The sequence below is a fragment of the Streptomyces sp. NH27 genome (assembly GCF_056859195.1).
Genome location: NZ_JACEGK010000505.1, coordinates 1 through 5,927 on the forward strand (window position 1 = coordinate 1; position 5,927 = coordinate 5,927).

General features: G+C 74.2%; 3 protein-coding genes. All 3 read right to left on the minus strand.

The window, feature by feature from the left end:
- Positions 1-2,030: lantibiotic dehydratase (locus tag AC13HU_RS30505; RefSeq protein ID WP_483045206.1), on the minus strand; the 2,030-nt coding region annotated here is incomplete at its 3' end.
- A 27-nt stretch (positions 2,031-2,057) separates the two neighbouring features.
- Positions 2,058-3,731, minus strand: coding sequence for a nitroreductase family protein (locus tag AC13HU_RS30510; protein ID WP_483045207.1), 1,674 nt, complete (start codon positions 3,729-3,731; stop codon positions 2,058-2,060).
- A gap of 123 nt (positions 3,732-3,854) precedes the next feature.
- The gene (locus AC13HU_RS30515; RefSeq protein ID WP_483045208.1) at positions 3,855-5,852 is read right to left on the minus strand and encodes a TOMM precursor leader peptide-binding protein; all 1,998 of its coding nucleotides are present in this window, start codon (positions 5,850-5,852) and stop codon (positions 3,855-3,857) included.
- Between the last annotated feature and the right edge of the window lie 75 nt (positions 5,853-5,927).

Here is a 5,927-nt window from a genome sequence, read left to right on the forward strand (position 1 = left end):
ATGCCCTCCGGGCCGTCGAAGCAGTGGGTGAAGCGGGTGAAGGGGAAGCACAGGCCGCCGTAGGAGTTGTTGAGGACCACCAGCGGGTCGCCGTCGCGCTCGGCGAGCTGCACGAAGTGGCTCTGCGGGGCGAACCCGCCGTTCAGCGGCGCGAGTTCGGTGGCGACCGCGTCCACGGCGGCTTCGTCGAGCCGCAACTCCTCGGCGCCGTGCGGGTGGTCGCGCCATGCCGCGCGCATCCGCCGGGTGAACTCCGCCCGGGCCCGGTCCAGCGCGGTGACCTCCGGCAGGCCCAGCCAGTTCTCCTCCGGCGCGGCCGAACCGTCCGGCGCCCAGGGCGACTTGGTGGCCGTGAACTGAAGGTACTGGGTGAAGACGTCCTCGTGGAAGTCGTGCACCAGCCGCAGCACGTCGTCACAGCGCCCACCGCGGCCGTACCGGGCCAGGAAGAAGCCCTTCAGTACCAGCCGCTGCGGCAGTGCCACGTCGAAGGCGGGCAGCACCCGGGCCAGGGCGTGCAGCGGTGCCGCGGCCAGCTCGGTCCAGCGCTCCAGGTCGGCGCCCACGGGCTCGGCGCGTACGTCCTCGTAGAGCAGCGTCTGCGGGAGCGTCGGCGACTCGGCACCCAACTCGGTCTGGACGGCTACCAGTTCAATCCGCAGGGTACGAAGCAGGGCGCGCCGTCCGGCGAGGTCGGCAGCGGCGTAGCCCTCGACACAGGAGGCGGCGCCCGCGAGACGGCCGGCGATGCGGTCGGCCCAGGGGCGGCCCAGGGCTCGCAGCGCGGCCCGGAAGGAGTGCAGCGGGTCGGGCGTGTGCACGTCGGTGTCCAGGCCGGTCATCTGGAGGATGCCGAGGTCGAGGAGGGTCGCGGGGTAGCGGGCGGCCTCTTCGGGCGCGGCCCCGGTCTCGGCGGCGAGCCAGTCGGCGAGGTCGCCGTACCGGGGTGTCGCGCCGTCCGCGAAGAGGCCGAGCATCCGCTCCAGGGTGCCGCTGCGGCGCAGGAAGAACAGCCGGTCGTGGGCGGCGTCGAAGCTGACCGCCGCGGTGTCGTCGCCCGTCGTCACCGAGCGGCGCACGTAGCGCAGCCGGTCGTCGTCCAGGTCCCAGCCGGCCGACACCGCGACCGGCAGGTCGGCGCGGCGGCCCGGGTCGGCGGCGACCAGTTCCGCCAGCCGGGCCAGCACCACCACGTTCAACCGGGGATGGCTGCTCCAGCCGTCGCCCAGTACGCCCCGCAACACCGGTGCTCTTTGGGTGCCTTGACCGGACGCCTGCTCGAACTCTCCCGCCGCCACCGCCGTGAACGTGCTGAACGGGCTGGTCTTGCACGCCGTGCGGTACAGGTAGGAGAGCAGCGAACGCTCCTTCTTCCGGGCCCGCTTGTCCGGCGCGGGAACGGGCCCTGCGGCGCTTTCCGCGATGAACGCGTCCAACTGCCCGTCGAGGGTCGGCGAGGCCAGGACCAGGCCGAGCCGGAGCCGTTCCTCGGCCGCGAGCCGCCGCAGTTCGGCGCGGGCCGCGGCAAGTCCGTCCTCCACCAAGGCGCCACCGGTGGCGAGCGCCTCGGCGAGTTCCCGCCCCGCGGCAAGCCAGCGCTCCAGCAGTGCGCCGGTCCCGCCGCCCGCGCCGCGCACCAACTCCCGTACGGCATCGGGATCGCGCGGCACCCGGCCGTTGAACACCTCGCGGCGCAGGCCCAGTACCCGGCGCCGCTGCCGTTCGTCCTCGGTCGCCCCGACCAGCGCGGTCAGCGGATCCGCCAACTCGTCCGCGAGCGCGTCGATCCGGTCCTGCGCGTCGAGGACCTGCTCGGCCCAGGCCCGTGCCCGCGGGTCGCGCAGCCGCTCCACGACCTCCACCGGCAGGCCGGCCACGCGCAGCACGAAGCGGCGGTGCAGCAGCCAGTTCCGCGCCGCATCGTCGCCGATGCCGGCCGCGCTGCCTGTTCCTGTTCCTGTTCCTGTAGCGGTGCCGGTGCCGGTGCCGATGCCTGTGCCGGTGGCGCTCGTGGCGCTCGCCTCGCTCACGTCGTCCACATCTCTCATCACGGGCGCTCAGGCGATCTCGTAGCGGAAGTCGGCCGGCCGGGGCCGTTCATGGCCGATCATCATGATCAGCAGGGGGATCTCGCCGGTCGCGTCGAGCCCCAACTCCTCGGTGAAGGAGATCGCGTCGAACCCGAGCGCCACTCCGCAGGCGAGGCCGGCGGCGCTCGACGCGGTGTACACGGCTTGGGAGATGCCGCCGACCACCGCGTTCACCAGGCGGTAGCCGCGGTCTCCGACGGCGTCCAGCACGGCGTGGGTACGCGCGGCCGGCACGATCACGGCCGCGGCCTGCTCCAGGTTGTAGTTCGCCAGGAAGTAGTTGCGCTGGAGGAACTCCCCCGGCCCGCCGGCCCGCAGCAGCCGCAGGGAACCGTCGGCCCTGTCGTGTGTGTACACGCCCTGCGGCACGCCCGCCACGTGGTTCACGAAGACATATTGCCGGGTGAGCGGTTCGGCGCCCGCGGGCTCCACGTCGCTGTCCAGCGTGCCGCCGGCGTCCGCGGCGGCGAGCACCGTCGCCAGTTCCCGGGCCGCCAGCGGACGCGCCGCCTGGAACCTGCCGAAGCTGCTGCGCCTGGCCCGCAGCGCCTGCCGCACCCCGCGCTCCAGCGGCTCCCGCGCGGGCAGCGCGACCCGCTCGCCGCCCGCCTCGACCGGCCGCGCCGGCGCCGCCGCGAGCGCGTCGGCCGCGGGCCGCCGTGTCGCACCGTCAACCGTCGCCGCGTGCATCCGCCGCACCGTCTCGAACGTCGTGGTGAACCCCGAACGCTCCTGGTCGGTATGGCCCACCCGCACAGATCCCGCGCCGGAACCCGCAACGAATGCCGCATCGGAACCCACATCGGCTACCGCGCCGTCGACCGCCGCGGCAGCAACACCGGTATCCGCAAACGCCTGTTGCGCCTCGCGCGCGGTGGAGTGCTGCCAGGACAAGGGGACCACGGCGAAGACGCCCTCCTCGTCGTCGGTCAGGCCGAGCAGGTCGCCGAGCCGGGGCTCGTCGAACCAGAAGGCGGGGCCGATGTGCAGGCCGTGGGCGCGGGCCCAGATCCGCCAAGTGGCCAGCAGGGCACCGGTGTCCATCGTGACGACGTGGTAGCTGAAGCTGTTGTACTTGAAGGCGTTCTGCCAGAAGCGGACGGTGAGCACGAGGAACTGGTCGTGGCCGAGGGCCGGTTCGCCGACCGCCGCGCGCACCTGCGGTGTCACGTCTCCGGTGAGCAGCCGGCGCAGCGCGTGGTGCCGGGTGTCGTAGTAGTGCACGCCGGGGGTGAGGGGGCCGCCGGGTCCGCTGACCCAGTGGGTGCCGACCGGGTACAGGCCGCCGCCGGACGCGCTGCCCCGCGACCAGTTCGCCTCCGCGTACATCGGCAGCGTGCCCAGGTCGGAGTTGGCCTGGACGGCGAGGCGGCGGCCGGTCAGGCCGTAGGAGTCCTGCAGCATCCCGGCGAGCAGCGGCAGCGTGAACGCGCCGCTGCCGCGCGGCCCGTACAGGCCGCGTTCGACGGTCGCGCCGGGCGGCGGCGCGGGGGTGGCGTGCGGCAGCGGGAAGGTCTCGGCGCCGGGGAAGTGCTTCCCCTTGCGCGGCCGGTCCGCCCAGTCGGGCACCCAGTCGGCCGGCTCCATCGGGTACCGGCCGCGCCGGACGATCGCGGTCGCGTACTCATGGGCGAATCCCACGGGCGGTCCTTTCCTCGTCGGGCCTCTCGGTCCTTGCGGATACTGCCTGGGTGCTGCCGTATTGCCTTACTGCCCTGCCCTGCTGCCGTCTTTTCGCCGTGCCGTCCGGCCCATGTCACCTGGTCAAGGGAACGGATGCGGCGCCGGGTTGAGGTCTCCGATGTCCAAGTCCCGCTCGCGCAGGCCCGCTTCCCGCAGCGCGCTTCGCATCCGGGGCATGTGGCGGGCACGCTGGCGGCTCCAGCCGAAGTCGATCGGGAGCAACCCCGGCACGATCACGCCGGCGGTGCGGAAGCCGAGCGCCCGCTGCTCGGGGCCGGTCTGGTCGACGGCGATCACGTCGAACCCGGCCCTGGCGACCTGCGCGACGCATGCCTCGACGTCGGCGCGCAGGTCGTCGCCCGGGGCGACGGTGTCGCGGGCGAGCGCGGCCGGCGTGATCCGGGGCGGCCGGCGGTCGCCGGGCCGGCCCGCCGTGCCCAGCAGGAAGTCGGCGTGCCGGGCCATCTCCGGCAGTCCGTACATCAGCGGGTGGTCGTGCAGCACCCGCACCTTCGTGAAGTCCGCGGCCATCGACCGCAGTCGGGGCGCGTCGCGCACGGTCCTGGTGCGCAGGTTGACCGCGTCGGTGGCGATCTCGCACAGTCCGGCGGCGAGTGCCGCCTCCGGGTCGAGGCTCGCGCCCGCGCCGAAGCACAGCCGGCCGGTTCCGCCGTCGACGCGTTCGGCGACGGCGGTCACCACGGGTACCGGAAAGGTGATCCGGGTGTCGAAGAACCGGGCGCGGTAGCCGTACATCGCCAACCGGTCGATCATCGAACGGGTTTCGGGCCGGCGACTGGCCGAGCCGTCGATCTCGGTGAGCGGGGCCCGGCCGTACCAGGCGAGCAGGAAGGCGTCGCGTTCGATCACCTCCATCAGCCCGAAGTACACCGCCTCGGCCCAACTGCCGCCGGACGCACAGCCGTTGGAGCTCTCCTGCACGAAGCGGTTCGCGAGGCCGCCGGGCGCGTGGTAGTACGCCACGACCTCCGGGACCAGCAGCGGACGGTGGTCGCGCAGCGAGTAGCCCCACACCCACGGGATCGGCCGCGCCGGATCGAACGGGCGCACCTCGGGCGCCGCGCGGTGGAAGTCGGCGTCGTACAGGCCGCACGTACGGGGGTCGAGCACCGGTGCGGTGCGGGCGAGTTCGTCGTACGCCGCGACGACCTGGGTGCGTTTGCCGCGCGGCCGCATCCCCGCGAAGCGCTCCAGCCCTTCGAGCAGGCCGACGCGGACGCTGGAGCGGTAGCGGGGGGTGTGCCCGCCCCAGAAGCACTCGCGCAGGTAGTCGCCCGAACGCAGCAGGAACGAGCCGACGGTGGAGGACGTCGACGCCGACACCAGGTCCGGCACCACGGACGGGCCGAGCATGCCCGCCACCGGGTTGACGAAGACCTCCAGCGGTACGTCGTACGCGTCCGCCGGCCGGCCCCTGAAATCCACCGCGGACCGCTTGGGTGTCACCGGCAGCGGAACGGCGGCGGCGGGCGCGGTGTCCGGTGGCGCGTCCCCGCACGCCGGGCACTCCGCGTCGGGAGCCACCGGGAACCGTGTCACCTGCAACGTCTCCAGGTCCAGCAGATACGCGTACGGGAACCGCTCCCCCGCGGTGCCGGCCGCCGCCGCGGTGTGCGCCGCGAGCACCGCGGCCAACGCGTCTGCGGCGAACGGCAGTTGCCACGGCGAGGCGCCCGCCGCCCGGGTACCCGCGCCCGCGCCCGTACCCGACTCCAGCGCCTCCCGCAGCCCCCGGCCCCGGACCGCCTGCCATCGCCGCACCAGACAACGGGCACACGCCGGGCCGCCGCCCGGTGCGAACGGCCCCACCAACGCGTGGTGCCCGTACACGTGGACGGCATCCGGTTCGTCCCCACCCGGCACCGCCAACTCGTCGCGGCGGCCCAGGAGATGGACGGCGGGAGCGGGCAGACCGTGCGCGGCCGCACTGGTGGCGAGAACGGCGGCCAGGCCGCCGACGACGGACGGCGGCCCGGTGGACGCGCCGGTGGACGCGTCGGCGGGCCCCTCGGCCGACGGTGGCGCGGGCACGGGCGACGGGCGGACGTCAGTGCGCATCGGATGCCCGGGGCGATGTCAGCAGGACGCGGGTCACGTGCAGCCGGCCGGCCGCGAGGTCGGGCGCATGCACGG

What these genes read in the sequence shown, in the direction of transcription:
- AC13HU_RS30515 (WP_483045208.1), bottom strand. Translation starts at nt 5,852, where the DNA reads ATGCGCACTGACGTCCGCCCGTCGCCCGTGCCCGCGCCACCGTCGGCC.